The sequence below is a fragment of the Cytobacillus kochii genome (assembly GCF_020171845.1).
Taxonomy (GTDB): domain Bacteria; phylum Bacillota; class Bacilli; order Bacillales; family Cytobacillaceae; genus Cytobacillus; species Cytobacillus kochii.
Genome location: NZ_JAIVAM010000002.1, coordinates 144,260 through 169,729 on the forward strand (window position 1 = coordinate 144,260; position 25,470 = coordinate 169,729).

Below are 25,470 nucleotides of genomic sequence, written 5' to 3' on the forward strand. Positions count from 1 at the left end.
AAGAACAAGAATTCTTGTATAATGGGGGACTTTTATCGTGAGTATTTCCAAAAAAATAGTTCAAATGTTTTCTTCATTTCTTTTTCATTGCATCATCACGATTACTTAGATTTTTTTGATGGAATTAAGTTTAGTTATTGATATTAACGATGTCCGAATGCAAAATATGATTCTAAGTAAAAGGAGAGGATATTTTAAAATGCCGTTGCATAGGATGGTAAAGTAGCTTTTACTGAATGATATATAAGGGGGTTGGACGAGCATGATGTATGATTGTATCATTATAGGCGGTGGTCCGGCGGGGTTAAGCGCAGCTTTAGTATTAGGTCGAGCAAATAGAACTGTACTGATACTTGATCATCATCGTCCGAGGAACCGATTTACCACCTATTCACATGGTTTTTTGACACGTGATGGCATAGAAGTAGAACAGTTTAGACAGACAGCTTATGAGGAAATCATGCATTACCCTTCTGTTACAATAAAAAATCATGAAGTAATCCATGCAAGGAAAAATGACCAATCTTTCGTTATAGTGACGTTAGATAAAGAAGTATTCGAAGGAAGAAAAATCATCGTTTCAACCGGAATTAGAGAAAGACTACCCCAAATTAAAGGATTAACCCCCTTGTATGGAAAAAGTGTGCATAATTGTTTTTATTGTGATGGTTGGGAGTTGAGAGAGAAGAAAATTGCTGTTTTATACGATCATCTTGGTTCGCTTCATTTGATCAAACTTATTCACCAAATAACTAAACACATAGTAGTATGTACCAATGGTTTTCCGATAGATAGTAGAACAAGGGATCAGTTACAAAGTAAACAAATCCTTATCATAGATTTTCCGATTAAGGAATTAGTTGGAGAAGCAGGAAGTCTTTCTGCTATTCTCTTTACAAATGGTAGAACTGAAAGGGTTGATTCCCTTTTTGTCAGTCCAAGATGGGAACATAATGGCACCATTTTATATGGATTAGGCTGCAAGAAAGATGTAAATGGTAGAGTAGTTCGTGATATTCATAATCGGACGACTATATTTGGTGTGTATGCGACTGGTGACGCTGCATTTATATCTCCTTCTCAAGTAGCGATTGCTGTTGGCGATGGTTCGCGTACGGCTATAACCGTTTCAGGTGATTTGGCAAATGAGGATTTTAAATAGAATTTCATTTGGCTCACGTTTTTTGTAGGTTATTGTTTGTTCCCCCTTTCACATCCTCCCACAATTTTCTTCATAAAAAATAATCAATTCCTTACATTCTTCATTGTTATTTTTTTATTAAAGTACGAATGATTGGGACATATGTCCTTTTCAAAAAATGTTTGTTATCTTTAAATAAGAAAAGGAATGAAGAGGAGATGGGTGTTGGACATGAGTCGAGTGGACGTTCAGTTTTATATGGATAAATATAATCTGCACAAGGTGTTACCGGAAAGGCTGTATCCTCATCTGAGCTTGCATACTGTAGAAAAGGGAGAGCAGCTTTGTAGACAAGGAGAACAGGCGAAGGCATTGTACATCGTAGTAAAAGGGAAAGCAAAAGTATTTACGACATCTATGGAAGGAAAAACACTTGTACTTTCATTTCAAACACCGATTGAGTTGATCGGGGATATTGAATATATCCAAAACATTGATATTATCAATACGGTTGAAGCGGTATCCTCAGTAACAGTTATAAAAATCCCTTATAAATTTCTCCGTAAACATTGCGAACAATATTCACCGTTTCTCATGTTTTTGCTAAAGGTTATTACGGATAAATTTAATGCAAAGTCAAATTTTTTAAAATTGAATGTGCTTTATCCAGTAGAAGTCAGACTAGCTAGCTATTTATTATCGCATTCATTTGATGAGGAACACTCATTAGTAACGGGTATGCATAGTACAAAAAATTTAAAAGATACGGCTAATCTCATTGGAACGAGTTATCGCCACTTAAATCGAGTGATTCAACAGTTTAGTGAACTTGGTTTAATTGAAAGAAAAGACAAATGGATTCAGATTAAAGATTGGGAGGGCCTGAAGGAAATGGCTGGTTCGTCCCTATATGAATGAAACAACAGGAGAGGCTATATATGAAAAAGTATCAATATTTATTTTTTGATGTGGACGACACATTATTAGATTTTAGACATACGGAAAAAAGAGCATTAGAGCGTTTGTTTGAACAAGAAAATATCGTATTAACTGATGAGTTAAAAGGGGATTATCACCGGTTTAATAAAGGGTTATGGCATGCGCATGAACGGGGAGAGATTGGCAAAGAGGAACTTTTAAACACGAGATTTACCGAGTTCTTCCGACTTTATGGAAAGCAAGTAGACGGCTTAACAATGGAACGGAGTTACCGCAATTTCTTATCCGAAGGACATGAACAATTAGATGGTGCGCTCTCGCTTATTCAACAACTATCGACGCAATATGAACTTTTTATTATGACGAATGGTGTAGCGCAAACGCAAAATCGCAGGTTACGTGATTCCGGGTTGTTTCCTTATTTTAAAAATATCTTTATCTCAGAAGAAACTGGTTTTCATAAGCCTATGAAAGCATACTTCGATTATTGTTTCCAGCGTATAGATCAGTTTAATTGTGGAAAAGCACTCATCATTGGTGATTCTTTAGTAGCTGATATAAAAGGTGGTCTTGCTGCGGGAATGGATGCCTGTTGGATGAATGTTGCAAAAGTAGCTAATGATACAGACATTACACCCACATATGAAATCAATAAGCTAGTTGAGCTCTTACCTATATTAGAAAGGAGGGAGTGCATTGACTCATAATCCAAAAGGGAAAGAACGATTGATACTAGCATTACTTTTAGGGATGCTAGCGACATTAGGACCATTAAATATAGATATGTATTTACCAAGCTTTCCGAGCATTGCTTCGGACTTAGAGACATCGGCTTCTATGGTCCAATTGAGTTTAACGGCTTGTTTAATTGGTTTGGCTGTTGGACAATTGGTGATTGGTCCGATTAGTGACGCAAAAGGAAGGAGAAAACCACTTTTAATTTCTATTCTACTTTTTGCTGGTGCCTCTTTTTTATGTGCGGTTGCCCCTAATATTACAACCCTTGTTATTGCAAGATTTTTGCAAGGAGCTACTGCCTCTGCGGGAGTTGTCTTATCGAGAGCGGTTGTAAGAGACACATTTAGTGGAAGAGAACTAACGAAATTTTTTGCGTTATTGATGGTCATTAATGCGGTTGCTCCGTTAGTCGCTCCCATTGCAGGGGGAGGCATTTTGCTTTTTCCTTCTGCGAGTTGGCATTGGATATTTATAAGCTTAGGAATCATAGGGTTAATCATTTTTCTAATTGTATTTTTAAAACTTAAGGAATCCTTACCTGTAGAGAAGCGTAGACCAAGCTCTTTAAGATCCACGTTTCGGACAATGGCAGAGTTGAGTACAGACCGTTCTTTTATTAGCTATGCTTTAATCGTTGGATTTGTTCATGGAGGAAGTTTTGCATATGTTTCAGGTACGCCGTTTGTTTATCAAGGGATTTATGGTGTCTCACCGCAAGTATTTAGTATTCTATTTGGCATAAATGGACTTGCAATTATAACTGGGAGCTCCATCGTAGGTCGTTTAGGCGGAAAAGTGACAGAGAAAAAATTGTTAAAAATAGCAGTCACAGTTGCTGCATCGTCGACATTATTCTTACTTTTGATGACGATTATAAAAGGACCGCTTGCATTAATCGTCATTCCAATCTTTATTTATATGCTCTCAATGGGAATGGTTTTGACAAGTTCGTTTACATTAGCAATGGAATTCCAAGGACATCGAGCAGGCAGTGCAAGTGCCATTTTAGGAATGCTTCCTCTTGTGGTAGGAGCGACGGTTTCTCCATTAGTAGGGTTGAATGAATCAACAGCTATACCGATGGGAGCTATTTTGTTCGTTACATCCTTTATTGGTTTTACCCTCTTTTTCACTTTTGCCAATCGTGAGGAAAAGCCACAAATAAATGTGTAGAAGCATAGGATGAATCATTCATCTGAACAAATTGGACTGCATCTCAATTGTTAGAAAACAATCTAACAAATGGAGGTGCAGTTTCTTTATGGGCAAATGATAGGAAGAATAAGGAGGGGAACGCTTTTTACTAAAAATTTTTGCACCTAATTAAAAAGTCATGAAAAATCTGTACTGATTGAGCTTGTATTGATTAATCAACAGTTACGAAAGGTATCAAGTGGGTAGGTAATGGAGGAGTTAAGTAGGTTTGGGGCATAGGAAATTAGAAGTTTTCCTTATCATAGAAACATCTATGGATCAAATAAATGGCTCGCTCAAGCAATAAAAGGAAAAGTTTTTAAAAGATTATGAATGCTAGAAAGTTTTTTTGACATTGGGAAACCACCACATTTACTCGACAACTTGATCAGTATCGATCACTTCTTGCAAAAGAGAGATATGTTCATCGATAATATGATTTCTTGGATCTTGGGGGTTAGTTATATGTTTTTTCATATCTTGCAAAAAATGCAATTCTCTTTCCATCAATTGTCTTTCTATTGAATCAAGCATATGTGAAAACTCCTTTTTAATGAAAAATAATAGAGGTTGTCCCTTCTTTCTATTATTATATGCATGGCAGTCTATTATATACATTACATTATTGCCACCTTTATTATTATACCTATATTTTTTTCCTAGATACAGTGCAAATTTCCTGATTGGTAGTGACGAAAGAGAACTTCATTTAATTTTTCATTTTTTCTTTAAGCAAAGAAGGAGTATTTCAATAAGAGCAGGAATGAGTATAGTTTAAGTAATAATAGAGAGGAAGATGTAGAAGTGAATCAAGTTTTATTAATAATTGATGCACAAGAAGCTTTAATTGAGGGGGAAAACGGTCAAAAGCCGGTCTATCAAAAAGAGCAGCTGATTACTACAATAAATATATTAATTGAACAAGCGGAAAAAAATGATATTGACGTTATATTTGTAAGAGATCTAGATGTTGGCGGTGGAAGTGGAGCTGGCTTTCAAGTACATCATTTAATTAAGGTACCTAAAAAATCTTCTGAAAAAATGTTTAATAAACTTGCGACGAATGCTTTTTACGAAACTGGTTTATTAAATTACTTAAAAGAGAGGAGTGTTCAACATCTAATTATTGCAGGATGTCAAACGGAGTATTGTATTGATACAGCTGTTCGATATGCAACTGTTAATGGTTTCGATGTTACTTTAATCAAAGATGGACACTCGACAATTGATTCAACCGTTTTACCTGCTGAGAAAATCATTGCTCACCATAATCAAACCCTTCATGGTCACTATAATGTTGATCATTTTTCAGTCGTAAGGGGTAGTCATGAAGCGGTCTTTATCCCACCTCACAATGAATACCGGAAAGAGTGGGCAGTTGAGTTAGAGCAACCCAAGTAAGAAACTTATCCTTACTGAAGTTGACAAGAGAGTCTGCCCTCCTAAATATATGTTGAGCAGACTCTCCTAGTCAAACATCACCGACTAACATTGTCAAATGTTGAGGTAAGATAGAAATTGTAGAGGGTGTTTCGTCAATTAATTCTCCATCACAATCAATTTTTTGAATTGGTTGTGCTTCTATCTTTAATGATTTTGTACGAAAATAGACGATTTCATCATTATTTTTATCTGGATAATCGTCATTTACTTGTGATTGGAGCCACGTCCAAAAATTTTGCATACTCGCTTGTTTAATAATTAACACATCAAGTAAGCCATCTTGGATATTTGCTTGAGGAAAGAAGGATTGCATCCCACCTAAATAAGAGCCATTTCCTATTACGACCATGACAGCATCATCATCATAGGTGCAATGATCACTTTCGATTTTTAAATGGAAGACTTCGTTTTGAAAAATAAGCTTAGACGCTTGGATATAGTAAGACATTTTACCAAGTCTTTTACTATTATTATCCATTTGCTCTGATACTTTTGAAATTAAGCCAATTCCCCAGAAGTTCAAAAAGTATTGATGATTAAAAGTACCGATATCTATTTGTTTTATCTTTTTTTCTTTAATCTGTTTGGCGGCTAATCTTGGTTCTTGATTTATGCCAATGGTTCTTGAAAAATCATTACATGTGCCTCCAGGTAAGATAGCAAATGCTGGTCTCACTTGCAATGGTGCTAATGCATTGACTAGTTCAAAGATTGTTCCATCTCCGCCAGCGCCGATAATTAAATCCACTGAAGACGCAAGTTTTTCCACGTATTTAGCGCCATCACCCTCCTGTTTTGTTTGATATATTTTCACATTTGTAAAAGTTTCTTTTAATTCTGTTTCAATTTCTTCGATTTGATTTAATAATTTCTTGTTCCCTGCATTAGGATTTAAAATAATCGCTACAGTATTCATGACTCTATTCCCCCTTTCATAAGTACATACTTCCCGTTTTATTTGTAAATGTAGCATGAATTTGAAAAAAATATATTATTAATTCGAGATATTTTACTTGAAGATAAATCAATTGAGTGGTAAAGTGATAAATATAACGAGGTGACTTTAAAAATGAAAAAGCATACTTTAGGGTCTTTATTATGGATGAGGATAGCTAGATTTACACATCAAAGTAACTTATTATCTAATGAGTTTTTAAAAAAATATCAATTAACTGCTTCCCAGTTTGATGTTCTTACACAGATAGCAGCTTACGAACCCATTACCCAACAAGAGCTAGCTGATAAATTAACGGTAAGCCAAGGGGGGGTATCTAGAATGCTTTCAAAACTAGAAAAAGAAGGATTGATTATAAAAGCAGTAAAATGGAAAACGAAAAAAATTTCTCTCACAGCAAAAGGGAAGACTAAACTAGCTGCTGCATATGAGGCCCAATTACATTTTCAAACTTCCTTTTTTGATGAATCACTCTCACAGGATGAGCAGAAGATTCTTTATCAGTTATTATCAAAACTACAAAAAAATAGTGATCAGAAGAAAAAATCCATTATATAGGAGAGGATTAAATGACGTACATTGCAGGTCATCATCATACATCTATGATTACAAAGGATGCGAATAAAAATAATCACTTTTATAAGAATATACTTGGTTTAAGACGGGTTAAGATGACTGTAAATCAGGATGATCCCTCTATGTATCATCTGTTTTTCGGAGATGAAATCGGAAGTCCAGGCACAGAATTAACATTTTTTGAAATACCGATGGCAGGTAGAACCCATAAAGGAACAAATAGTATTACCCGCATTGGATTACTTGTTCCATCCTATGAGAGTTTACTGTTTTGGTCTGAACGTTTTAAGCAATTAAAAGTAAAACATGGAGAAATTACAGAATATACGCAACGCCCCAGTCTATCATTTGAAGATCCCGATGGCTTGCAATTAGTGCTTATTGTCTCTGAGCAAAGCCTGTCATTTTGGAGAGGTTGGTCTCAATCACTTATCCCTAAGGAGCATCAAATTATGGGCATGGGCCCAGTTGAAATGACAGTGAGAAGACCCGAGAAGTTACAGGACACGCTAGTGAATATGTTTGGCTACTCTATTTCTTATCAAGAAGAAAAATTAACGGTCTATCAATCATTAGCAGGAGAACCGTTCGGTGAAATTGTGGTGATTGAAAAAGATGGACCAGATGAGAGACCAGGACGAGGCAGTGTTCATCATTTAGCAATCCGAGTAAAAGACGAAGAGGAACTGAAATATTGGGAAAGTAAAGTAAGAGAAAAAGGTTTTTTAACAAATGGTATTATCGATCGCTATTATTTTAAAAGCCTATACTTTAGAGAATCTAATGGTATCCTTTTTGAAATTGCGACAGATGGTCCCGGGTTCACAATTGATACCGATCTCGTGCATTTAGGAGAAACTTTAGATCTTCCGCCATTCCTCGAAGAACGCCGAGAAGAAATAGAAAAGATGCTTAAACCTATAGAGGAGAATGAATAATGGAAAAATACCGGATAAATAAAGAGAATGGTCTGGAGTTCGGCTTGTACTCATTGGGTGATCACATTCCTAATGCTAAAACAGGCAAACGAATATCCGCGCAAAAGAGACTAAATGAAATCATCGAGGCAAGTCAATTAGCTGAAGAAGCAGGTATTGATGTATTTGGCCTAGGTGAGAGCCATCAAACTTATTTTACAACTCAAGCACATACCGTTGTACTTGGTGCGATTGCCCAGGCAACGAAAAAAATAAAATTATCAAGTTCAGCAACAGTATTAAGTGTATCTGATCCTGTTAGGGTATATGAGGATTTTGCTACAATTGACTTGCTTTCAGGTGGCCGTGCTGAAATTGTCGCGGGTCGAGGTTCTAGAGTAGGAGCTTATCAATTATTGGGTATAGACTTGGCTCATTATGAAGATATCTTTGAGGAAAAGTTGGCTTTATTAAAGCAACTGAATGAGGAAGAAAGGGTGACATGGTCGGGAAGATTCCGTGCGCCATTAGATAATGCTGAAGTGCTTCCACGGCCTCTGAATGGTTCACTTCCTATTTGGAGAGGTGTTGGCGGTCCACCAGCTAGTGCCGTTAAAGCAGGTAAAATGGGCATTCCAATGGTATTAACAACCTTAGGTGGTCCAGCAGATAATTTCAAAATATCTGTAGATGCTTATCGCCAGACGTTAGAGGAGAATGGATTCCAAGCCAACCAATATCCAATTGCAACTACGAGTTTATTTTATGTTGCAGATACAACTCGAGAAGCGCTCGAAGGAATGTATCCTTATCTAAATGGTGGCTTTCAAGCGATTAGAGGTGGAGGGGGTTACCCTATTCAGCAATTCACACAAGCGCCCGATGTAAGGGATGCTTTAATGGTTGGGAGTAAGCAACAAATTATTGAGAAAATTCTCTATCAATATGAATTATTTGGGATGCAAAGGTTTTTAGCACAAATCGATTTTGGTGGAGTACCTTTCGCCGATGTAATGAAAAATATAGAGATTATTGGGAATCACATTATTCCAGCAGTGAAGAAATATACAAGAGAAGAGAAGTCGTCCGAAATTTAATAGAAGCAAAGAAGCCACCCTATTGAAGGTGGCTTCTTTTTATATCTTTTCAGTATCGATAATATTCATTTCTTTTATATGATTTTTTGCCTCTTGATCACCTAATTGATAAATCATCTCATAGAGACGCATCAAAATTTGATCATATTCAGGGTTAGGCGATTTTTTATGATACTCAAGAAAAGGAACTTGAGCTCTAGCAAAGGTTTTTAACTCGGCATTATAGTTCTCATCTAAAAAGCGGTTTAGCTCAGCAATTTCAGCACCTGTTGCATATACTCTAAACTGCCAATCATGACCATCCATTGTGTCAAGTATTGTACCGTTTTCAAGGTTGATATAGTAAGCTTCTCTATTACCGTCCATTTAAACCTCTCCTTTTTCTCGGATAGTCATATTATTCCCTGTTGGACTCGTAGATAAACAAACTATTGAATCAGTTGTTTTTAACTTAATTGTTCTAAATATCGGTATAATGTAGATTTGCTGATCCCTGTTTGTTCTTTAATTTCTAATAAAGTGAAATTTTTTGTTTGATACATTTCGATCGCTTTTTTAACATTCTCATCAGGCTTTTTTGGCCTACCACTCGATTTTCCTTGTTCTTTTGCTTTTGTTAATCCTCTTCTGGTATTTTCACTGATTACGTCACTTTGAAAGGAAATAAGCTTATTTAACATGGGTAAGAAATGCTTACCCGTTTCATCACTTGTATCGATTTCTTCATGTATTGCTTTGAAATAAATTTTTCGCTCATCTAACTCATTTAATAATTCAGCGAGATGATTCGTGGAGTCAGCCAATACGTTCAGTCTAGCGACAATCACCTTATCACCTTTTTGCAAGTGGTTTAATAAATCCTTTAATTTATTTCTTCTTTTTGGTGAGGTATGTGCTTCTTGAAAGTATATATCGCAATCTTTTAAGTAGGTATATTGCTCATCTATATCTAAATCATGTAGAGGTCGTAGATATCCCGCGAACATAATCATTGCTCCTTTTCTTCTTAAAATGAAATAAGAACTAATAGTTGCAAACGTAATTAAAGATATCATATCACATCACCTGAAAATTTCTTGATATGCCATAATTAATCCCAAAAACGTTCCTTTATGAAACTTTTTGTGTTAAAATCTTCTCATTGCCTAAAAAAAGACGTGAATGAGGTGTTTAGGATTGATCACATGGAAAGATCAGTGGTTTTCAAATATTAGAGGAGATATTTTATCAGGCATTGTAGTTGCACTTGCACTTATCCCAGAGGCGATCGCCTTTTCTATTATAGCTGGTGTTGATCCAATGGTAGGGTTATATGCATCTGTTTGTATTGCTATTATTATCTCTTTTACAGGTGGGAGACCCGGAATGATATCTGCAGCAACGGGAGCAATGGCACTCTTAATGGTTCCTCTAGTAAAAGAATACGGTTTGAATTATTTACTTGCTGCAACTATTTTAACTGGAGTCATTCAATTTTTATTTGGTGTATTTAAAATAGCTAAGGTAATGAAATTTATCCCGAGAGCTGTCATGATGGGGTTTGTTAATGCACTGGCCATTCTCATTTTTATGGCACAGGTGCCTCATATTTTAGGAGAGTCTTATATGACTTTCATCTTTTTAGCTATTACTCTTTTAATTATTTATATTGTACCAAGGTTTATCAAGGTCATACCGGCTCCACTCATTGCGATTGTTTTCCTTTCAGCAGCCGCTATTTTTTTTCAAGCTGATATGAAAACGGTCGGGGATTTAGGAGCGATTTCACAAACATTACCAAGCTTCTTCCTACCGAATGTCCCATTTAATTTAGAAACGTTGATGATTATACTCCCCTTTTCTGTTTCTTTGGCAATTGTTGGGTTGCTCGAGTCATTATTAACTACTCAAATTGTAGACGATATGACTGATACTGTTGGAGATAAGAATAAAGAAGCAAGAGGGCAAGGGATTGCTAACTTTGTAACGGGATTCTTTGGAGGAATGGCAGGTTGTGCTATGATTGGACAATCCGTTATCAATGTGAAGTCGGGTGGTCGAGGACGTCTATCAACACTTGTAGCTGGACTTGTATTAATGTTTTTGATCCTTGTGTTAGGAGGAGTCGTTGTCCAGATTCCAATGCCTGTGTTAGTAGGTATTATGGTTATGGTCTCTATAGGTACCTTTGATTGGTCTTCTTTTGCTTATTTGAAAAAGGCACCATTATCTGATTCGTTAGTGATGTTAGTTACAGTCGGGATCGTTGTGTACACACATGACTTATCTAAAGGTGTTATTGCTGGTGTCATATTAAGTGCTATATGCTTCGCAGCGAAAATATCAAAGGTGAAAATAACAAAGACAATCGACCACACAAATTGTTTAACAAATTATCAGGTTCAAGGGCAAATATTCTTTGTCTCTGTTGATGCTTTTTTAGAAAAAATAGATTTTGACGTAAAAAAAGAGACGATTATATTGGATTTCACTCAAGCTCATATTTGGGATGATTCAGGTGTTGGTGCGTTGGATAAAGCGATCTTGAAGCTCAAAGAAAACGGAAATTCCGTTAGAGTTCGAGGTTTAAACGATGATAGTGAACAAATAGTTAAGCGATTAGCTGTCAGTCAACATGAGATACAAAAGAGTTAGGTAAACGATATCATCATTTAAGATGTGTAAAAAAGTTGCGAGATGCTCGGCACTCGCAACTTTTTAATTGTAGAAAGTAATGATAAGTTTTTTTCCCTTACCTTTGAGTTAAAAGATAATTCATAATTCTTTTTTAATGAATGATTTTCATTCATTATTTCTAAAATCTATTGTCGTCACTAATCACCCCATGATAAAATGCAGTGGTGCCTCAAATGGAGAGCGAATTGAATGATGGAGGATAGAAGCCATGAAAAAATATATATGGGATAGTATTGTCATTGTCTTTGGTGCGTTTCTTTTTGCATTAGCTATTAATCTGTTTGTCATCCCGAGTGAACTTAGTGAAGGCGGAGTTACTGGATTGACAATTATATTCTATTATCTTTTTGAATGGTCTCCAGGGTTAGTGAGTTTCATATTAAATGCCATTTTATTGATTGCAGGTTATAAATTTTTAACGAAACAAACCGTTATATATACGATTATCGCTGTTATTTCGCTTTCTCTTTCCTTACATTTAACTGAAGGGTGGAGAATTGATTCGAATGAGATATTAGTTAATGCCATTTTTGGAGGAATATTCTCTGGAGTTGGCATTGGATTAATTATTCGTGTTGGTGGTACTACAGCTGGAACAACCATTCTTGCGAAGATGACAAATAAGTTTTTAGGATGGAGTATTAGTTATAGCTTATTATTTTTTGATATTCTTGTTGTCCTAAGTTCTTATTTCATTATTGGTGCAGAGAAAGTAATGATTACACTCATTATGTTATATGTCGGTACAAAAGTGATGGAGCTCATTATTGAAGGATTAAATCCTAAAAAGGCTGTCACAATTATATCGAAAGAGTCAGACACGATTGCCCAACAAATCAATCAAAAACTCGACCGTGGAGTAACAGTAATGAACGGAAGAGGATATTATACAAAGCAAGCAAAGGAAGTCCTATATATTGTTATTAGTAAGCAAGAAATTATGAAATTGAAAAAAATTGTTTTAGCAACGGATCACACAGCCTTCGTTGCCATACATGATGTACGCGATGTGTTTGGTGAGGGGTTTGGAGATATGTCAAAAGGATGAGAAGCCGGCGATGAGCTGGCTTTTTCTTTTGGAAATGTAAAAGTTTGAAGTATTAGAGTGTAACTATTTAGAATGTGATTTTCAAAAAAGGAGAGACCGCCGCTCATTGGAGAAGCGTAGTTACCTCAAGTGGCTTAAAAGAAGTTAGGAAGTCAGACTTGTTGAAAAACAGCAGAGCTTAGCGCAATTTAGAACACTAAAAGGATATTGACTTTCTATAGAGACGAAAGTGGCATATAATTGCGCATTGAATAGATGAGCTAACTGATAGGCAAATATGGCGTAAATCATGTAGAATAGGAGGGATGGTGTTTTATTCGAGATATTTATAGAAGGAGAAAGAAAATGACAGAGAAGATAAATGATTTACAACAAGTCCAGATCAAGCCTTTGCCGATTGCAATTGTGTTAATGATTGCTGCTTTTATTGGATTATTTAGTGAAACGGCACTTAACATGGCTTTTACGAATATTATGGTGGACTATCAGATTGAACCACATGCGGTTCAGTGGCTGACAACAGGGTTTTTATTAGTACTTGGTGTTTTAGTACCAGTTTCAGGGTTACTTATTCAATGGTTCAGTACAAGGCAATTATTCGCTGCTTCCCTTATATTCTCAATTATTGGTACATTGATTGGTGCGTTATCAATTAGTTTTCCTATGTTATTAATATGTCGTGTGATCCAAGCGATAGGGACAGCATTGTTATTACCATTAATGACGAATGTGATTCTACTTATTTTCCCTGCGAATAAGCGTGGAAGTGTGATGGGCCTTATGGGCTTAGTCATTATGTGTGCACCTGCTATTGGCCCAACCATTTCAGGATTATTGATTGATCAATGGGGATGGCATTCTATATTTTGGTTATCATTACCTATATTAATCATTACTTTAGTTATTGGAATGGCTTTTATGCAAAATGTTTCTACCATTACGAAGCCCCGAATTGATTTTGTTTCATTGTTATTATCGACGATTGGTTTTGGTGGCGTTGTATACGGATTTAGCAGTGCGGGAGAGGGAAATGGGTCGTGGGCCAGTCCTTTAGTACTCTTCCCAATTGTAATTGGAGTAATTAGTTTATTGTTATTCTCTATCCGCCAGTTACGTAGTCCAGAGCCAATGCTCGATTTACGTGTTTTCGCTCATCCAATGTTTTCTTTAGGAACGATTATGGTTTTCTTATGTATGATGATGATTTTGTCGTCTGCTATCCTATTACCACTCTACTTAAAAGGTGGATTATTACTAACTGCACTAGCAGCAGGTCTTGTGTTGCTACCAGGTGGATTAATTAACGGTTTAATGTCTCCAGTTACAGGGCGGCTTTTTGACCGGTTTGGTCCAAGGTATTTAATTATACCTGGTTTCGTTTTAACAACAATTATGACCTTTTTATTTACTAGAGTAACAACGGAAACGAGTTCAGCTTTGATTATTTTCCTTCATACGGTGATGTTAATCGGCGTGGCGATGATTATGATGCCAGCTCAAACGAATGGATTAAATCAGCTGTCAAAAAGGCATTATCCCGATGGGTCAGCGATTATGAATACACTATCGCAAATTGCTGGTGCCATTGGTACTGCGGTTGCTATTAGTTTAATGGCAGCAGGCCAATCCAGCTATATACCTAAAGAAGGTATGGCAAATACAGCTATCGCAGCTGAAGCACTAACAACCGGTGTTCAAACAGCGTTTTATCTTGGGCTAATTGCTTCTATCATCGGACTGATTTTATCTTTCTTTGTAAAAAGAGTATATGTTGAGAATGAAACAAAATAAAACTCGCCATTTGGCGAGTTTTTTAACTATGATTTACTATAATTGTTCTACTGCATGTGGCTCTAAGATGACTTCGATGTTATTGCGTACAGCTTTAGAATACGGACAAGTTTCATGCGCTTTATGAACCAGTTTTTCTAATGTCTCCTGATCGGTCCCTTTTGCTTTAATATTTAATTTCACTTGTAAGCTATAGCCTTCTTTTTCATCCTTAAAGAGACTGACATTGCCAATTACTTCCGTATCTATCGGTGTCCGATCCATTTTAGATACACCTTGCAGGGCACTTTCAAAGCAAGCTGCATATCCTGCAGCGAATAATTGTTCTGGATTTGTCGCTTCGGGCATTTCTTTCGCTCTAGGTGTTCCTGGCATTGCTATTGCGACATTAAAGTTACCATCCTCTGATACCGCTGTACCTTCTCGTCCACCACTTACTGTAACAGTTGCTGTAAATAATTTCTTAGCCATTTGGATCGTCTCCTTTTTAGAAATAGATTGTACTATATATATAACCTTTTTTTGATGAGTTACACATTTTTTTTAAAATCTATTCAAAAAAATGAGGGTTTACGTTTGGCTCTTTCTAATAAATGTTTTGACTTCAGGAGGCGTATAAGTATAAAATTGCTGAATTAAATCAGCAGGACTCTCGCTAACTAGTGCCATTTTCAAAAATTTGTCTTGTAAGAATTGTTGTTCATTCATATGAGTAATCAGTGAGATTAAGAGGTCAAAATAGTGATCAATATTGAGGATACCAATAGGTTTTTGATGTAACCCTAACTGCCCCCAAGTAAACACCTCAAAAAATTCTTCTAATGTTCCGCAGCCACCTGGAAGCATAATAAATCCATCGGCAAGTTCTTCCATTTTATGTTTTCTTTCATGCATAGAATCAACGATGACTAGATCACTTAAGTTCGGATGGGCAATTTCTTTATCTTGAAGGAATTTAGGAATGACACCAATTACTTTTCCACCGTTGGCTAATGTACTATCTGCTACTGCGCCCATTAAACCAATACTTGAACCGCCATATATGAGTGTGATGCTTCTTTTAGCTAATTGCTCTCCTAAAATTTGTGCACCTTTCATATAGGAGGGATGTGCCCCTTGGCTTGAACCACAAAAGACTGCGAGTGCTTGCAAATTTTTCTACCCCCTTTTTATTTAATGAAGTATACTTATCTAAAGTATAGCAAATATTCTTATAAAATTTGAAGCGGCAGGTGGACCTATGAATGGTGTCGACATCATTACAGATTGTATGGCGACAAATTTTGAAATACAAAAGGTACAAACAGTACATCGGTTGAAATTGGCAGAATTTTGGGGCATTAAAGAAGGCGATCGTGTTTTAGAAATAGGCAGCGGCCAAGGTGACACCACAGCAGTATTAGCTTATTTAGTCGGTGAGGAGGGGTTTGTTCACGGTATTGATATTGCTTCTCCAACTTATGGAACACCTATTACACTTGGTGAATCCATTTCTTATTTGTTAAATTCAAAAATTGGCAAACAAATTCATATCGATTTCCATATGGATTTATTATCTGACCAAATTGAGTTTTTGGAAAAATCTTTTGATCATATCGTTTTTTCACATTGTGCATGGTATATGAACTCAATTGAGGAGTTTGCCGCATTAATGAAAAAAGTGAAAAAATGGGGAAAGAACCTATGTTTCGCTGAGTGGGATACGAGAATAAGTGTAGTTGAACAGTATCCACATTTATTATCAGTTCTCATTCAGGCACAATACGAGTCTTTCAAAAAAGAGAGTGACGCTAATATTCGTACATTGTTTACCCCTTTTGATATACAAAAAGTGGTGAGGGAGGCAGGCTGGGATATAGAGAAAGAACATATTATTTTTTCTCCAGAGTTGCAAGATGCAAAATGGGAAGTGACTAAATTAGTAAGGGACTTGCATACTGAGTTAGAGCAATTAGGAGAAATACCTGAAAAGTTAAAGTCGCTTATCTTTTCCCAAATGTCCATGTTAGAAGATTTTCGCGTGACAAATGAAATCACGCCATTATCTGTTTATGCGTTTACAGCTAAATAGCCATTGGACCAAATGAAATTTCTGTACTTAATATAGGTGTTTGTATTAGACAACTTATCACCTTCCAACATACCTTATTAAGGAATAAAACAGAATGGAGGTCTTAGCGTGAGCTATAAACAATGGAATAACCCAAATCAGGTGGCAGGTGCCCAATTGCCCCATCAAGTGGCAGGTGCACAAATGCCTCATCAAGTGGCAGGTGCGCAAACAGGTGCACAATTGCCTCACCAAGTAGCAGGTGCTCAAACTGGTCCATGGGGTGGTCAACCGCAATTCTTATCCCCATCTCAGTCACCAGCACAACAAGGTCCGACTCAAGTTTCTCCAACTCAGCAATATGTAAAGCCGAATTATTCAAATACGAATATCAATCATGTACACCCTAGTCATACTACAAATGTTAATAAACATTGTATTACACACAAACATTATTTTCCACACACTGAATCCGTTGTAAATGAGTGTAAAGAACAACATATCATGTGTGGTAAGCCTTACAACCCTTGTCAAACAGGCGGTTGGGGTCCTAAAAGACCTTGGTAAATTTCTTTGAGAACTGTCTTTAATGGCAGTTCTTTTTTATTTTTCTTATATTTTTTTGATAGTGATCAAAGGTTAATTACAAAAAGTTTTCACGTTGACTTTACAAGGTACATAAAATGATGTATAGTTGGTTACACGAGTAATCAACCTATCAACTAGGTAGGAAGGGGTTAAAAGTGAAATCAGTCTTTGATGATTCTAAGCCAATATTTCAACAATTGGCAGAAACGATAGCAGATGATATTGTTGATGGTCACTTAAAAGAGGGAGATCAAGTACCTTCGACGACAGAGCTTTCTCAGTTTTATCAAATCAATCGAGCAACAGCACAAAAAGGTTTAGGGCTTCTTGTAGATAAAGAGCTGGTATTTAAACAGCGAGGTGTTGGCATGTTTGTAGCGAAAGGAGCGAAGGCGTTGTTATTAAAAGAAAGGCAAGCAGATTTCTATAAACAATATGTGCTACCTATGTTAGATGAAGCGAAACGCATCCATTTAAATGAAGAAGAAATTCTTCGACTTATAAGGGGGGAGAATGATGATTAAGATTCAAGGGCTCGATTTTAACTACGGATCCACACTTGCTTTAAAGAATGTAAACTTAGTAGAAGAAGAGCCCATTATTATGGGACTTTGGGGTCGGAATGGAGCAGGTAAAACGACATTAATGAAGCTGTTAGCAGGTTTGGAAAAACCAAAAAATGGCGTCATTGATATTCATGGAATCTCGCCCTACAATCATTCAGAAGGGATGAAGTATATTGCTTATATGCAGGAAAATCATCCGTTTTCTGAGTTTTGGAATGTGAAAGATGCATTAATGTTTGGAGCATATTTCAATCCAAATTGGGATCAGCAATATGCTGAAGAGCTGGTGGAATTGTTTGAATTACCTAAGAAGAAGCTGATAAGGAAATTTTCTAAAGGGATGCAAACAATGATAAAAATCGTCATTGGCTTAGCTAGTAAGGCGCCAGTAACAATTATGGATGAACCGACAAATGGGTTAGACGCATTTAGAAGAAAACAATTCTATGATGTATTGTTAGAGACATATGAAGACCATCCACGTTTGTTTATACTTTCCTCCCATCATATAGAGGAAATTGAACCACTATGTGAGAAAATAGCTGTTATTCATAACAAAACATTAGCTAGTTATACCGATACGGAAGAGTTAAAGCGAAGGGGGCTCATGTTAACTGGGCCTGTAGAAGAAGTACAAAAGCTCGTGCAGAGTCACCACCAAATACTTCAACAGAAAAAGTTACGTAACCAAATGCAAGTAATGATTGATGATGTAATAACTGATGAATGGCACACAATCGCGAATGCGAATAAGGTTCGTCTAGAAAATGTTTCGTTGCAAGACTATCTCGTGCAAAAAACAATGACGCAGGAAGGGAGAGATTAGCATGTTCTCTACATTTAATGGACCGTTTAAATTAATGTTCGAAGATTTGAAGAAACAGACAATTATTATTCTCTCTATTACTGTGAGCATACTTATTCTATTTTCTATTAGTGGCTATTTAATTGGTGAGAATTTCACTGGTGCGATTTTTGGACCTATATATGGATTTTTTCTCATTTATCCGTTTTTACTCTATAATAAAACATATAAGTATGTTCTTTCACTTGGAGGAACAAGGCGGCAGTATCTTTTAAGTACAATAATTAATACAGTTTTATTTATCTTTATTAATACGGCTTTTCTTAATGTGATGTATCAGTTAAATTTATATTTATCAGAGAACAATGGTAATCCAGTTCATCTGCAACATGTTGGCTTATTATTTCAAAGTGATAATCCAGTTCTTTATTGGTGGGCTGATGTTGTACTGTGTGTGTTTTTGTTTGGTGTCTTATTATTAGTCAATAGTCTATGGTTTTATTTAGGTACAATTAGGCTATTAATTGGGATAACGATTTTCGGTGGCATATTGGTTGTTTGGTTTACAAATGAAGGAATGGGTAAAATAATTGACTTATTTATTAATCATTTACTAACATTCATTCACATATTAGGATTCGCTGGTTTATGCGGTATGGCTTTATCCTACTTGATTATGCGAAACGGCCCATTGGAAAGAGGTGGCCATTTAGTAGGGATAAGATTAAAGAATAATTAACAATTATATATTGAAAAAGGTACTGCATGTCGCAGTGCTTTTTTTTTCGAGGATATATAGTGAACACCTAACAACAATGAGAAGGAGGGGAGGAACCAAGTCAGACATGTAAGAGACAGAAGAAAATTAGGGTAATTGGAATGTGGAGTGAAAGAATGGGGAAAGTAATGACAACATGATTCAAATCTTATGTTTCAGTAAAGTAAGAAGCGTAGTGAATTGAAGTACGGAAAAAAAGATAAATGCTAGAAAAATCGATTTTTGCCATTTGGAAAAATAAAAAAGCTGAAAAAACTGTATGATATGTTAAAATAAACTCAAGAATTGAAAATGTTAAGGTTAGTGAGGACAAAAAGTTGAATAAACAATTAACAAAGGATTACTCACCCTATTTAACTTTTAATCGAAGTGAATGGTCAGCACTCAGTAGGAGATCAACCATTCCTTTAGAGGATTTGGATTTGCAGTCATTACAAGGGGTAAATGACCGATTATCATTGTCAGAAGTAACAGAAGTATATCAGCCTATTTCCCAACTTTTGAATTTGTACTATTTAAATGCAAAAAACATGCATAAAGATAGCAATCATTTCTTACAGATGGAAACAAAGAAGGTTCCTTATATTATTGGTATTGCAGGAAGTGTGGCAGTTGGTAAAAGTACGACGGCTAGAATGATTCAATATTTGATTTCGGAGTGGCCTGAACAGCCTAAGGTAGACCTAGTAACAACGGATGGATTTCTCTACCCAAATGAAATATTAGAATCAAAGGGACTTATGAAGAAGAAAGGCTTCCCGGAAAGTTATGATATCAGTAAGCTCTTCAAGTTTCTTTCTGAATTAAAATCGGGTCAATCAGTTGTGCAGGCACCTGTCTATTCACATTTAACGTATAATATTGTTCGTGATGAGATGCAAACGCTTACGGAGCCTGATATTGTCATTGTAGAAGGTATTAATGTCTTACAGCCACCTAAAAATGTGAGAGGTAAAGATAAGCCCTTTATCTCAGACTTCTTTGACTTCTCTATTTATATCGACGCTGAGGAAGCGAATGTTGAGAAATGGTACAAAGAAAGATTCCAGCTACTTAGGAGTACTGCTTTTAAGAATCCAAAATCTTATTTTAATAAATTTGCCAAAATGAGTGAAGGGGAAGCTTTAGCAATTGCTGACCGTATTTGGAAGGAAACGAATCATACAAATTTAAAGAAGAATATATTGCCTACGAAGAACCGTGCTGATTTAATTATTGAAAAAGGCGAAGGCCATCGTGTGACAGAAGTAAAAGTTAGAAAGCTATAAAAAGAATCCCGACAATACCTGTACTAATAAAAAAACTGAGTGATAATCATCACTCAGTTTTTTTCTCTATTTAACAATGGCTAATACAAATCCATCGTAACCTTTTTGACCAACTGTTTGTATAGCTGTTGATTCTACTTGGGGATGATTCTCAAGAAGATCGAAGAAGGAGCGTACACCCTGTATGCGAGGGTCCGTACTATGTTCTTCAATGATTTCTCCATTTCTAACGATATTGTCGGCAATAATTACTGCTCCCTTATTAGCTAATTTTAAGGCCCAATTTAAGTATGCTGGATTATTCTCTTTATCAGCATCGATAAATATTAAATCAAATGGCACTTCTTTTTCCGCAAGAATAGGTAATGTTTCTAAAGCTTTACCTTCAATGATTTCAACTTGATCTGAAAATGGAGTCTGTTCAATGTTTTTACGAGCAACATTGGCATATTTTGAATTAGCTTCTAATGTATAAATTTTAGCCCCTTTATTAAGTGCTTTTGCAAACCAAAGACTACTATAGCCTCCAAGGGTGCAGCCTCCAAGGGTGCCAATTTCTAGAATGTTTTTAGGGGAACGTAACTTTGTGATTAAGTAAAGAAGCTTTCCTTGAGTTGGTGATACATCAATGGCAGGTAAGTCTGCTTCCTCATTTGCTCGTAGTATATCTTCGAGCTCACTATCAATTGTAATTAATTTGTCGATTAAGTAATCATCCACATCAGACCACACAATTTTATCTTCCATCATTATCTCCCCTTTTATGAAAAATGTATGTTTCTTTATTTTAAGTATATGTTATGATTTATAATAAAGAAAATATATTATTTTTATAGTTTTATAAATAATAATTATAATAAAGGGTGATTGAATGAATACACATGGGTTAAGACTATTTTATCAAGTGGCAAAAATCGGCAGTTTCACTAAAGCGGCTGAGCAATTAAATATTAGCCAACCGGCTGTTTCTAGCCAAATTAAGAAATTCGAACATGAAATTGGTGTGCCTTTATTTCAACAAAATGGTAGAAAAGCTGTTCTTACTGAATTTGGTATAGCTTTGGCTGGTAAAGCTGAGCATTTGTTTTCATTAGAAAAGCAAATTGAAGCATTTATAGATGATTATCGTAATGGTGAGGAAGGAACGATAAGGATTGCTACGACCTACTTACCTGCGAACTTATTATTACCTAAGTTAGCAGCCAGTTTTAAACGTGAACATGAAAAGGTCAATTTGGTCATTTCTACAAGTAATACGAAAGATGCTTTTGATCAACTGCAACATTATAAAGCAGATATTGCTATATATGGTGGAATTGGTGAACGCCCTGAGAATGTTGATTGGTACGAATTATTAGAAGATGAACTATGGTTTGTTGTAGGGGCAAATCATCGATTAGCCAATCAAACGATTAAACTCGAAGAAATGGTCAAAGAGCCATTCATTATGCGAGAAGAAGGCAGTTCCATGCGTGAGCATTTAGTCTCACTTTGTTATGCTAATCAACTAAATCCGCCGAAGGTTGCCCTGCAATTTGATGGACTAAGTGAGACAATTTCTACGGTCATTTCCGGATATGGAGCCAATTTTATTTCCTCACTCGTTGTCAAAGATCATATCAAAAATGGGCAACTAGCAAGGGTTTATGTAGAGGGCGTTTCTGTACAACATAGAATTGCCATTTGTACACGTAAAAACGAGGAACAATCCATCCTTGTCAAACAATTTATTGAGAAGTGTAAACAAAACATTAGAAAAAATTATTGAAAAACATAATAAATATTGAATTTACTTATGGCCTAGTGTTGCTTAAGCTAAGAATAGAAGGTTTATAAAGGAAAGGTGTTTTTTCTATATGACATTTTTTATTGAGATATTCTTGCAAATTATTTTCCCTATTCTTCTTTTATTGGCATTAGGTGCTTTCTTGCAAAGAAAGTTTTCTTTTCAATTGAAGCAACTATCTACGTTAGTAACCAATTGTTTTATGCCAGCAGCTATCTTTTTACATATTTATCGCTCATCTTTTGATGCGAGTTTATTAGGCCAACTGTTGAGTTATTTGTTTATTTTTACAGTGGCTTTAATGATTATCGGGCAAATCATGGCGAAGTGTTTATCTTTAAATAAGGGAGAGGCAGCCACGTTAAAAAATAGTATTTCCTTAATGAATTCTAATAATTATGGTTTGCCTGTGAGTCAACTTGTTTTTACTGTTAATCCACTAGGTGTATCCGTACAAATTATTATAATTGTAGTGCAAAATATTTTAACCTTTACATATGGTATGTATAATCTTCTTTCAACTAGCCGATCGATTGGTTCACTTGTATTGTCGCTCGTAAAATTGCCTGTGATTCATGCCCTTCTATTAGGATATCTCTTCTTATTATTCAACATCCCTCTTCCCACTTTTATAGAGATTCCTTTAGATCAACTGGCAGCTGGTTTTATTGGTTTAGCTTTATTATTATTAGGTGCGCAGTTATCACAAATACAATTAAAAATGTTTCATCGTGTGATTACGTGGAGCTTAATTGGACGTTTATTGTTAGGGCCAGCTCTTTCATTTCTTATTATTACCCTTCTTGGAATTGAAGGGGTTTTAGCACAATCATTATTTATTGCCAGTGCTTTTCCTACTTCAAGAAATACAGCTACAATTGCTCTTGAATATAACGTGGAACCTCAGTTGACTGCTCAAATTGTGCTCTATTCTACATTATTAAGCAGTCTCACTGTATCTTTAGTTATCTATTTATCTTTTCTTTTATATGTATAATATGAGGGTCTCAATCAACAATTATTGGTTATAGCATTTATTGGCCCTTTTTGCTGCTTCAATTTTTTAGAAGAATGGCGTCTTCTCCTAAAATTGTAATTATTATATTTTCATTGCGGTTCATTTAATATCAACTTTTTGCTATAAGGAACTTTTTTGGTACACACCTACCTAGTTCGTAACTTTAGTTTTGGACTAATCGGTTCTTAATTGGTATACTACATTTATTAAGGAGGGAGGACATTTTGGCTCGTCCATTAAATTTTAATCCGCAATTAAAATTAAAAGCTGTCATGATTTTGTTTTGGAAAAAAGGATATCATGCAACGTCTCTCTCTGATCTACAAGAAGTCACCGGTTTAAGCAAAAGTAGTATTTATCAAGCGTATGGTAATAAATATGACTTATTTATAGCCGCCTTTCGTATGTATCATGAGGAACAGCTCAAACAACTTCAGGACATCATACAAAATGGCGATAATGGTTATGAGGCAATAGAAACCTTCTTATTAAAAATGGTTCATGCAGAGGATGGTTTACCATGTGGGTGCATGACAAGCAATGAAGCGATTGAAATGGGTCCACATGATCAAGCGTTTTGTCAGCTTATTAATGAGCAATTTCAAGAAATAGAAGAAGTATTTATTAGTGCTATTGAAAGAGGAAAGAAAGATCGATCAATTACTTCGCAAACTGACAACTTGTTGTTGGCACGGTTTCTTATGGTGATCATTCAAGGTATAAATGTAATGAGCAGTACGAAAACAAATAGTGATCGTGTAATGGATGCATTATCAGTCACTAAACAAATACTAAAAGGTTTATAGAAAGTAGGGAATAGAATGAAAGTAGAAATTTGGTCAGATATTGCTTGCCCTTTCTGTTATATTGGCAAAAGAAAGTTTGAACATGCCCTTGTTGGCTTCGATCAAAAAGATGAGGTAGAAGTGGTGTATAAAAGCTTTCAATTGGATCCAAATGCTCCACAAAATACTACAGAAACGATGAATCAAATGCTGGCAAAGAAATACGGCCAGTCTGTTGAGCAAGTTGAACAAATGCAAAAACAAGTAACGGCACAAGCGAATGAGGTAGGCTTAGATTATCATCTAAACGATGCTAAAATGACAAATACCTTAGATGCTCATCGCCTAATCCACCTAGCGAAAGAGAAAGGTAAGATGAGCGAAATGAAAGAGCAATTACTTAAAAGTTATTTTGTCGAAGGAAAACATGTAGGGGAAATAGAATCATTAGTTGATATCGCAGCAGCTGTAGGATTAGATAAAGAAGAGGTAACATCTGTTCTAGCTTCTGATCAATATAAAAAAGAAGTAGAGGCAGATATGCAAGAGGGTGTGCAGTTAGGTGTGCAAGGTGTGCCATTCTTTGTCTTTAATCGCAAGTATGCCGTTTCAGGGGCTCAACCTTCAAATGTTTTTTCTGAAGTATTAACAAAAGTAATCGAAGAGGAAAAGCAAAGCCAACCATTGAATGTAATTAAACAAGGCGATGCTTGCACAGATGGCAGCTGTTAAATTTTATTTTAAGGAGTGTTTAACAAATGAGTGAAGCAATCAAGTATCAACTAGAATTAACAAGAAACAATCTATTAAGAGAAGTAAAAAACATCCCGCAAGATTTATTAGATGTTCAACCTGAAGGCTTCAATAATACAATCCATTGGCATATTGGACATGTCCTAACAGTGACTGAGCAATTCATAATGAATTATCCAAACAACACAGATCATCTTTCTGAGAATTATTTGCAGTTATTTGGTTACGGCACAAAGCCGAGTGATTGGACAGGAGAAGTCCCGTCTGTAAATTTTCTAATTGATCAACTACAAAATCAAATCGTTCGAATAAATAAAATCCCCAATGATGTATTCAATCAAGAATTACCTGAAGCCATATTAGGGCAAAAAACTGTAGGCCAACTAGCAATGTTGTCTGCTTATCATGAAGCAAATCATCAAGGTCAAATTCATACAATGAAGCGCATAGTTGAAAAATAATAATACAAGTTGCAGATAGCTTTTTAGCTATCTGTATTTTTTTATTTGAATTTTCCCTTTTTTCATATTATTATATTGAATAAAAATCCGTTATGAT

At 35.7% G+C, this 25,470-nt stretch carries 29 protein-coding genes; 22 read left to right on the forward strand and 7 right to left on the reverse strand.

What is annotated here, in order from left to right; translation table 11 throughout:
* The first annotated feature begins 262 nt into the window (after positions 1 to 262).
* From LCM23_RS01625 to LCM23_RS01640, 4 genes are all read left to right on the forward strand, one after another.
* A complete protein-coding gene (locus LCM23_RS01625) occupies positions 263 to 1,162 on the forward strand; it encodes an NAD(P)/FAD-dependent oxidoreductase (protein WP_224934964.1) in 900 nt (299 codons plus the stop codon).
* A 210-nt stretch (positions 1,163 to 1,372) separates the two neighbouring features.
* Positions 1,373 to 2,059: a Crp/Fnr family transcriptional regulator gene (locus LCM23_RS01630; protein WP_224935721.1), complete on the forward strand. Its 687-nt coding sequence runs from the start codon at positions 1,373 to 1,375 to the stop codon at positions 2,057 to 2,059.
* A 20-nt stretch (positions 2,060 to 2,079) separates the two neighbouring features.
* A complete protein-coding gene (locus LCM23_RS01635; RefSeq protein WP_224934966.1) occupies positions 2,080 to 2,787 on the forward strand; it encodes a YjjG family noncanonical pyrimidine nucleotidase in 708 nt (235 codons plus the stop codon).
* Complete coding sequence (locus LCM23_RS01640; protein WP_224934968.1) at positions 2,777 to 3,991, forward strand: Bcr/CflA family efflux MFS transporter; 1,215 nt, start codon at positions 2,777 to 2,779, stop codon at positions 3,989 to 3,991. The genes LCM23_RS01635 and LCM23_RS01640 overlap by 11 nt, the downstream gene beginning before the upstream one ends.
* Before the next feature lie 393 nt (positions 3,992 to 4,384).
* Here LCM23_RS01640 and LCM23_RS01645 read toward each other — a convergent pair whose 3' ends face one another.
* Complete coding sequence (locus tag LCM23_RS01645; protein WP_224934970.1) at positions 4,385 to 4,546, reverse strand: hypothetical protein; 162 nt, start codon at positions 4,544 to 4,546, stop codon at positions 4,385 to 4,387.
* 270 nt (positions 4,547 to 4,816) lie between these two features.
* Here LCM23_RS01645 and LCM23_RS01650 point away from each other — a divergent pair, with 270 nt between their 5' ends.
* Positions 4,817 to 5,413, forward strand: a complete 597-nt coding sequence (locus LCM23_RS01650; RefSeq protein ID WP_224934971.1) for an isochorismatase family protein — start codon at positions 4,817 to 4,819, stop codon at positions 5,411 to 5,413.
* Between the two features lie 70 nt (positions 5,414 to 5,483).
* On the opposite strand, the gene LCM23_RS01655 is transcribed toward LCM23_RS01650, so the two are convergent.
* Entirely contained in the window at positions 5,484 to 6,371 is an 888-nt protein-coding gene (locus LCM23_RS01655; protein ID WP_224934973.1) for a diacylglycerol/lipid kinase family protein, read from the reverse strand.
* A gap of 153 nt (positions 6,372 to 6,524) precedes the next feature.
* Here LCM23_RS01655 and LCM23_RS01660 point away from each other — a divergent pair, with 153 nt between their 5' ends.
* Genes LCM23_RS01660 through LCM23_RS01670 form a run of 3 tightly spaced genes read left to right on the forward strand, consistent with a single transcriptional unit; the run spans position 6,525 to position 9,000 of the window.
* A complete protein-coding gene (locus LCM23_RS01660; RefSeq protein ID WP_224934975.1) occupies positions 6,525 to 6,968 on the forward strand; it encodes a MarR family winged helix-turn-helix transcriptional regulator in 444 nt (147 codons plus the stop codon).
* An 11-nt stretch (positions 6,969 to 6,979) separates the two neighbouring features.
* Positions 6,980 to 7,924 (forward strand): ring-cleaving dioxygenase, encoded by a 945-nt coding sequence (locus LCM23_RS01665; RefSeq protein ID WP_224934977.1) that lies wholly within the window; start codon positions 6,980 to 6,982, stop codon positions 7,922 to 7,924.
* The gene (locus LCM23_RS01670) at positions 7,924 to 9,000 is read left to right on the forward strand and encodes an LLM class flavin-dependent oxidoreductase (protein WP_224934979.1); all 1,077 of its coding nucleotides are present in this window, start codon (positions 7,924 to 7,926) and stop codon (positions 8,998 to 9,000) included. The genes LCM23_RS01665 and LCM23_RS01670 overlap by 1 nt, the downstream gene beginning before the upstream one ends.
* Before the next feature lie 39 nt (positions 9,001 to 9,039).
* Here LCM23_RS01670 and LCM23_RS01675 read toward each other — a convergent pair whose 3' ends face one another.
* Positions 9,040 to 9,366 (reverse strand): hydrolase, encoded by a 327-nt coding sequence (locus LCM23_RS01675; protein WP_224934981.1) that lies wholly within the window; start codon positions 9,364 to 9,366, stop codon positions 9,040 to 9,042.
* Between the two features lie 80 nt (positions 9,367 to 9,446).
* Positions 9,447 to 10,055, reverse strand: coding sequence for a recombinase family protein (locus LCM23_RS01680; RefSeq protein WP_224934983.1), 609 nt, complete (start codon positions 10,053 to 10,055; stop codon positions 9,447 to 9,449).
* 121 nt (positions 10,056 to 10,176) lie between these two features.
* On the opposite strand from LCM23_RS01680, the gene LCM23_RS01685 reads away from it, so the two are divergent.
* The 3 genes from LCM23_RS01685 to LCM23_RS01695 all read left to right on the forward strand — a co-directional run bounded on the left by LCM23_RS01685 (position 10,177) and on the right by LCM23_RS01695 (position 14,515).
* On the forward strand, positions 10,177 to 11,634 hold the full coding sequence (locus tag LCM23_RS01685) for a SulP family inorganic anion transporter (RefSeq protein WP_224934985.1): 1,458 nt from the start codon (positions 10,177 to 10,179) through the stop codon (positions 11,632 to 11,634).
* Positions 11,635 to 11,884: 250 nt separating this feature from the next.
* Complete coding sequence (locus tag LCM23_RS01690; RefSeq protein ID WP_224934987.1) at positions 11,885 to 12,724, forward strand: YitT family protein; 840 nt, start codon at positions 11,885 to 11,887, stop codon at positions 12,722 to 12,724.
* Between the two features lie 345 nt (positions 12,725 to 13,069).
* Positions 13,070 to 14,515 (forward strand): MDR family MFS transporter, encoded by a 1,446-nt coding sequence (locus LCM23_RS01695; protein WP_224934989.1) that lies wholly within the window; start codon positions 13,070 to 13,072, stop codon positions 14,513 to 14,515.
* A gap of 36 nt (positions 14,516 to 14,551) precedes the next feature.
* Here the strand turns inward: LCM23_RS01695 and LCM23_RS01700 are convergent, their stop codons facing one another.
* Positions 14,552 to 14,986, reverse strand: coding sequence for an organic hydroperoxide resistance protein (locus tag LCM23_RS01700; protein ID WP_224934991.1), 435 nt, complete (start codon positions 14,984 to 14,986; stop codon positions 14,552 to 14,554).
* A gap of 99 nt (positions 14,987 to 15,085) precedes the next feature.
* The gene (locus LCM23_RS01705) at positions 15,086 to 15,667 is read right to left on the reverse strand and encodes an LOG family protein (RefSeq protein WP_224934992.1); all 582 of its coding nucleotides are present in this window, start codon (positions 15,665 to 15,667) and stop codon (positions 15,086 to 15,088) included.
* Positions 15,668 to 15,755: 88 nt separating this feature from the next.
* On the opposite strand from LCM23_RS01705, the gene LCM23_RS01710 reads away from it, so the two are divergent.
* The 6 genes from LCM23_RS01710 (at position 15,756) to coaA (ending at position 20,570) form a co-directional block, all read left to right on the forward strand.
* Positions 15,756 to 16,586: a class I SAM-dependent methyltransferase gene (locus LCM23_RS01710; RefSeq protein ID WP_224934994.1), complete on the forward strand. Its 831-nt coding sequence runs from the start codon at positions 15,756 to 15,758 to the stop codon at positions 16,584 to 16,586.
* A gap of 108 nt (positions 16,587 to 16,694) precedes the next feature.
* The gene (locus tag LCM23_RS01715; protein ID WP_224934996.1) at positions 16,695 to 17,132 is read left to right on the forward strand and encodes a CotD family spore coat protein; all 438 of its coding nucleotides are present in this window, start codon (positions 16,695 to 16,697) and stop codon (positions 17,130 to 17,132) included.
* Positions 17,133 to 17,308: 176 nt separating this feature from the next.
* Entirely contained in the window at positions 17,309 to 17,677 is a 369-nt protein-coding gene (locus tag LCM23_RS01720) for a GntR family transcriptional regulator (protein WP_224934998.1), read from the forward strand.
* Positions 17,670 to 18,545 carry an ABC transporter ATP-binding protein gene (locus LCM23_RS01725; protein WP_224935000.1) on the forward strand — a complete coding sequence of 292 codons (876 nt, stop codon included), beginning with the start codon at positions 17,670 to 17,672 and terminating at the stop codon, positions 18,543 to 18,545. Before LCM23_RS01720 ends, LCM23_RS01725 begins: the two co-directional genes overlap by 8 nt.
* A gap of 1 nt (position 18,546) precedes the next feature.
* The gene (locus tag LCM23_RS01730; protein ID WP_224935002.1) at positions 18,547 to 19,263 is read left to right on the forward strand and encodes a hypothetical protein; all 717 of its coding nucleotides are present in this window, start codon (positions 18,547 to 18,549) and stop codon (positions 19,261 to 19,263) included.
* Positions 19,264 to 19,619: 356 nt separating this feature from the next.
* A complete protein-coding gene (coaA, locus tag LCM23_RS01735) occupies positions 19,620 to 20,570 on the forward strand; it encodes a type I pantothenate kinase (protein WP_224935004.1) in 951 nt (316 codons plus the stop codon).
* 66 nt (positions 20,571 to 20,636) lie between these two features.
* Here coaA and LCM23_RS01740 read toward each other — a convergent pair whose 3' ends face one another.
* On the reverse strand, positions 20,637 to 21,317 hold the full coding sequence (locus LCM23_RS01740) for an O-methyltransferase (protein WP_224935006.1): 681 nt from the start codon (positions 21,315 to 21,317) through the stop codon (positions 20,637 to 20,639).
* A gap of 124 nt (positions 21,318 to 21,441) precedes the next feature.
* Between LCM23_RS01740 and LCM23_RS01745 the strand changes: the two genes are divergently transcribed.
* From LCM23_RS01745 to LCM23_RS01765, 5 genes are all read left to right on the forward strand, one after another.
* Positions 21,442 to 22,338 (forward strand): LysR family transcriptional regulator, encoded by an 897-nt coding sequence (locus LCM23_RS01745; RefSeq protein WP_095370250.1) that lies wholly within the window; start codon positions 21,442 to 21,444, stop codon positions 22,336 to 22,338.
* A gap of 88 nt (positions 22,339 to 22,426) precedes the next feature.
* Entirely contained in the window at positions 22,427 to 23,353 is a 927-nt protein-coding gene (locus tag LCM23_RS01750; RefSeq protein ID WP_224935008.1) for an AEC family transporter, read from the forward strand.
* Between the two features lie 245 nt (positions 23,354 to 23,598).
* Complete coding sequence (locus tag LCM23_RS01755) at positions 23,599 to 24,180, forward strand: TetR/AcrR family transcriptional regulator (RefSeq protein ID WP_224935011.1); 582 nt, start codon at positions 23,599 to 23,601, stop codon at positions 24,178 to 24,180.
* A 15-nt stretch (positions 24,181 to 24,195) separates the two neighbouring features.
* Positions 24,196 to 24,891: a DsbA family oxidoreductase gene (locus LCM23_RS01760; protein ID WP_224935013.1), complete on the forward strand. Its 696-nt coding sequence runs from the start codon at positions 24,196 to 24,198 to the stop codon at positions 24,889 to 24,891.
* A gap of 26 nt (positions 24,892 to 24,917) precedes the next feature.
* Positions 24,918 to 25,373, forward strand: coding sequence for a DinB family protein (locus LCM23_RS01765; RefSeq protein ID WP_224935015.1), 456 nt, complete (start codon positions 24,918 to 24,920; stop codon positions 25,371 to 25,373).
* Positions 25,374 to 25,470 lie beyond the last annotated feature (97 nt).

Bases quoted from the DNA above. Each gene is read 5' to 3' on its own strand.
- LCM23_RS01625 (WP_224934964.1), top strand. From the start codon at position 263: ATGATGTATGATTGTATCATTATAGGCGGTGGTCCGGCGGGGTTAAGC.
- LCM23_RS01630 (WP_224935721.1), top strand. From the start codon at position 1,373: ATGAGTCGAGTGGACGTTCAGTTTTATATGGATAAATATAATCTGCAC.
- LCM23_RS01635 (WP_224934966.1), top strand. From the start codon at position 2,080: ATGAAAAAGTATCAATATTTATTTTTTGATGTGGACGACACATTATTA.
- LCM23_RS01645 (WP_224934970.1), bottom strand. From the start codon at position 4,546: ATGCTTGATTCAATAGAAAGACAATTGATGGAAAGAGAATTGCATTTT.
- LCM23_RS01655 (WP_224934973.1), bottom strand. From the start codon at position 6,371: ATGAATACTGTAGCGATTATTTTAAATCCTAATGCAGGGAACAAGAAA.
- LCM23_RS01660 (WP_224934975.1), top strand. From the start codon at position 6,525: ATGAAAAAGCATACTTTAGGGTCTTTATTATGGATGAGGATAGCTAGA.
- LCM23_RS01665 (WP_224934977.1), top strand. From the start codon at position 6,980: ATGACGTACATTGCAGGTCATCATCATACATCTATGATTACAAAGGAT.
- LCM23_RS01670 (WP_224934979.1), top strand. From the start codon at position 7,924: ATGGAAAAATACCGGATAAATAAAGAGAATGGTCTGGAGTTCGGCTTG.
- LCM23_RS01675 (WP_224934981.1), bottom strand. From the start codon at position 9,366: ATGGACGGTAATAGAGAAGCTTACTATATCAACCTTGAAAACGGTACA.
- LCM23_RS01680 (WP_224934983.1), bottom strand. From the start codon at position 10,055: ATGATATCTTTAATTACGTTTGCAACTATTAGTTCTTATTTCATTTTA.
- LCM23_RS01690 (WP_224934987.1), top strand. From the start codon at position 11,885: ATGAAAAAATATATATGGGATAGTATTGTCATTGTCTTTGGTGCGTTT.
- LCM23_RS01695 (WP_224934989.1), top strand. From the start codon at position 13,070: ATGACAGAGAAGATAAATGATTTACAACAAGTCCAGATCAAGCCTTTG.
- LCM23_RS01700 (WP_224934991.1), bottom strand. From the start codon at position 14,986: ATGGCTAAGAAATTATTTACAGCAACTGTTACAGTAAGTGGTGGACGA.
- LCM23_RS01710 (WP_224934994.1), top strand. From the start codon at position 15,756: ATGAATGGTGTCGACATCATTACAGATTGTATGGCGACAAATTTTGAA.
- LCM23_RS01725 (WP_224935000.1), top strand. From the start codon at position 17,670: ATGATTAAGATTCAAGGGCTCGATTTTAACTACGGATCCACACTTGCT.
- LCM23_RS01730 (WP_224935002.1), top strand. From the start codon at position 18,547: ATGTTCTCTACATTTAATGGACCGTTTAAATTAATGTTCGAAGATTTG.
- LCM23_RS01740 (WP_224935006.1), bottom strand. From the start codon at position 21,317: ATGGAAGATAAAATTGTGTGGTCTGATGTGGATGATTACTTAATCGAC.
- LCM23_RS01745 (WP_095370250.1), top strand. From the start codon at position 21,442: ATGAATACACATGGGTTAAGACTATTTTATCAAGTGGCAAAAATCGGC.
- LCM23_RS01750 (WP_224935008.1), top strand. From the start codon at position 22,427: ATGACATTTTTTATTGAGATATTCTTGCAAATTATTTTCCCTATTCTT.
- LCM23_RS01760 (WP_224935013.1), top strand. From the start codon at position 24,196: ATGAAAGTAGAAATTTGGTCAGATATTGCTTGCCCTTTCTGTTATATT.
- LCM23_RS01765 (WP_224935015.1), top strand. From the start codon at position 24,918: ATGAGTGAAGCAATCAAGTATCAACTAGAATTAACAAGAAACAATCTA.